General features: G+C 67.7%; 3 protein-coding genes. 2 read left to right on the forward strand and 1 reads right to left on the reverse strand.

Annotation, left to right across the window (positions count from 1 at the left end; translation table 11 throughout):
* Positions 1 to 192: 192 nt before the first annotated feature.
* Both GJ693_RS15335 and GJ693_RS15340 read left to right on the forward strand, forming a co-directional pair.
* Entirely contained in the window at positions 193 to 789 is a 597-nt protein-coding gene (locus tag GJ693_RS15335) for a hypothetical protein (protein ID WP_156257115.1), read from the forward strand.
* Positions 790 to 998: 209 nt separating this feature from the next.
* Entirely contained in the window at positions 999 to 1,634 is a 636-nt protein-coding gene (locus GJ693_RS15340) for a PEPxxWA-CTERM sorting domain-containing protein (protein WP_156257116.1), read from the forward strand.
* A 63-nt stretch (positions 1,635 to 1,697) separates the two neighbouring features.
* Here the strand turns inward: GJ693_RS15340 and GJ693_RS15345 are convergent.
* Positions 1,698 to 2,637, reverse strand: a 940-nt coding sequence (locus GJ693_RS15345; RefSeq protein WP_156257117.1) for an RluA family pseudouridine synthase, incomplete at its 5' end; no start/stop codon positions are given.

Consider the following 2,637-nt stretch of genomic DNA (forward strand, 5'->3'; position numbering starts at 1 on the left):
ACGGCCGACCAGCGCCAGCGCCTGCGGGCCTTGCAACAGCTGCGGGCTGCCCGCGCCGCCCGTGCCGCCCGCGACGCCGGCAGCCGCATCCGGCACTGATAGCGCCCGCGAAGGATTCCGCCGCAGCCCGCGTTGAAGGGAATGTGGACGGGACACGCCGCCCCGCCCCGCAGACCCAAGGGAGAGTTGATCATGCGTATTCTCGTTGCCGTTTCGGCACTGGCCGTGGCCCTCGCCGCCCCGGCCCTTGCCCAGAGCACCACTCCGCAAAACGCCACGGCCCCGTCGGGCACCAGCACCCGCACGTTTGACAATGACCGCGTGTCGGGCACCACGACGGTCACCCGTGATCGCGACGCCGGCACCTTTGACCGCGACACCAGCGTCACCCGCAAGAGCGACGGCGCCACCATGACCAACAGCCTGTCGCGCACCAAGACCGAGACCGGCGTATCGATCGAGCAGAGCCGTACCGGCTTCGATGGCAGCACCAGCGGCCGCACCTATGAGCGCACCCGCACCGACACCGGCTACACCGAAAGCGGGACCATCACCCGCCGCAACGGCAGCACTTACAATCTGGATGGCAGCCTGACCCGCAGCGACAATGGCTACAACCGCAACCGCGCTATCACCAACAACGACGGCGGCACGGTGGCCAGCCGCAATGTCGACGTGACCCGCGCCAACGGCCAGGTGTCGCGCAACATCCAGGCCACCGGCCCGCAGCGCCTGCTGCGCCCCGGCCGTGGGATCGGGCGCGGCTTTGGCCGTGGCCACCGCGGCTGATCCTGTTCGTTCCCGTGGCGTGAGCGGCCGGACTCGACCGAGTCCGGCCGCTTTTTCATGGCCCGCGTGGCGGCAGGGACGTCGGAAATTCTTACAACGTCGCCGCAAATCTCGTTGATTTTGTTGAATAATATTTCTGGCATAGAACTTGCTGAGATGGCCTCGAGCGCGCCGATGGGCACATTGGCGCCAAATTCGAGGACGAATTGATGATGCGAATCCTTTTTGTCAGCGCTGCGCTTGTTGCGCTGGCGGCACCGGCCAACGCGGCGGTGATCACTTCGCTCTACAGCACCGGCGTCACCGCCGGCGGCGTGGCCACCACCGGCAATGGCGCCGATCTGCACTGGACGCTGGTTGGCGGCACTGCCTACACCGGCGGCGTCAACGGCAACTTCCCGATCGGCCCATGGGTGACCGACACCGCCACGGCACGCTGGATCACGCCGACCGGCAATGCCGGGGACGAACTTCCCAACGGCAACTACACGTTCGAAACGACCTTCACCCTGGGTGCCTTCACCAGCGCCAGCTTCAGCGGCATCTTTGCGGCCGACGATTCGATCACCGACGTCCGGCTGAACGGCGTGTCGCTCGGCATCACGGGGGGTGGCTATCCCTTCTATACCAATTTCAGCTACAGCGGCGCGGCCTTCCAGACTGGCCTCAACACGCTCAGCTTTGACGTGCTGAACAGCGGCGGTGGGCCTGTCGGCCTGCAGGTTGATCTGTCGGGCAGCTACATCAGTGCCGCGATACCAGAACCGGCCAGCTGGGGCCTGATGATCAGCGGGCTGGGCCTGGTAGGCCTGGCCGGTCGCCGCCGCGCAGCCCTCGCCGCCTGAACCATCGCTTGAAACAGGAAGGGCGGCCCGTTGCGGCCGCCCTTCTTGTTGGCTGCAATCTGCTCAGCGGCCGCGCCGCGGCTCCTCGCTGGCGCCACGGGCCCTTCGTTCGCCACGGCGGTTGCCGCTGGTCGCGCTCGACAGACGACGCTTCTTGACCGGGGGCGGCGGCGGCTCCACCACCTCGATGTCACCCAGCTTCAGGTCAAAGCCAAGCATGGCAAAGCTTTCGGCCATGTGCGGCGGCAGTTCGGCGGTCACGTCCAGCGTGCCGCCCCCGGGCTGGGCGATCACCAATCGGCGGCTGTGCAGGTGCAGCTTGCGGCTGATCCCGCCGGTAAGGAACGATTCCTTGCCGCCATATTTGCCGTCGCCCACCAGCGGGTGGCCGATGGCGGCGGCGTGGACGCGGATCTGGTGGGTCCGCCCGGTCAGCGGCTGGAACTCCACCCAGGCGGCGCGGCCAGCGGCGCGATCGATCACCCGGTATCGCGTTTTGGCCTTCAACCCGGCTTCGGTATCGACATGCATCTTCTCGCCGCCGGTGCCGGGCTGCTTGGCAATCGGCGCGTCGATCGTGCCTGCCGCGATCTTCGGCACGGCGAGCGTGAGTGCCCAATAGGTCTTGCGCGCATCGCGGCCGGCAAATTCCTTGCTGAAGAAGGCCGCCGCCTTGGCGGTGCGGGCCAGCAGCAATACGCCCGACGTGTCCTTGTCCAGCCGGTGCACCAGCCGCGGCCGCGACGGCGCATCAAACTGCAGCGCATCCAGCATGGCATCGACGCTGGTCGTCTGCTTGGTGCCGCCCTGGGTGGCGAGGCCCGGCGGCTTGTTGATCACGATGGCGTGCGCATCCATGTGCAGCACCATGGATCGCATATAGTCGATCTGCGCCTCGCTCAGCGGCTCGCGCGGGCGCTCGGTCGGGCGGCTGGCGGCCGGCACCGGCAGTTCGTCAGGCCAGGTCAGGCTTTGCCCGGCGGCGACCCGGTCGCCGGGGCCG

The organism is Sandarakinorhabdus oryzae (genome assembly GCF_009733735.1).
GTDB lineage: Bacteria > Pseudomonadota > Alphaproteobacteria > Sphingomonadales > Sphingomonadaceae > Sandarakinorhabdus > Sandarakinorhabdus oryzae.

Bases quoted from the DNA above. Each gene is read 5' to 3' on its own strand.
- GJ693_RS15335 (WP_156257115.1), top strand. From the start codon at position 193: ATGCGTATTCTCGTTGCCGTTTCGGCACTGGCCGTGGCCCTCGCCGCC.
- GJ693_RS15340 (WP_156257116.1), top strand. From the start codon at position 999: ATGATGCGAATCCTTTTTGTCAGCGCTGCGCTTGTTGCGCTGGCGGCA.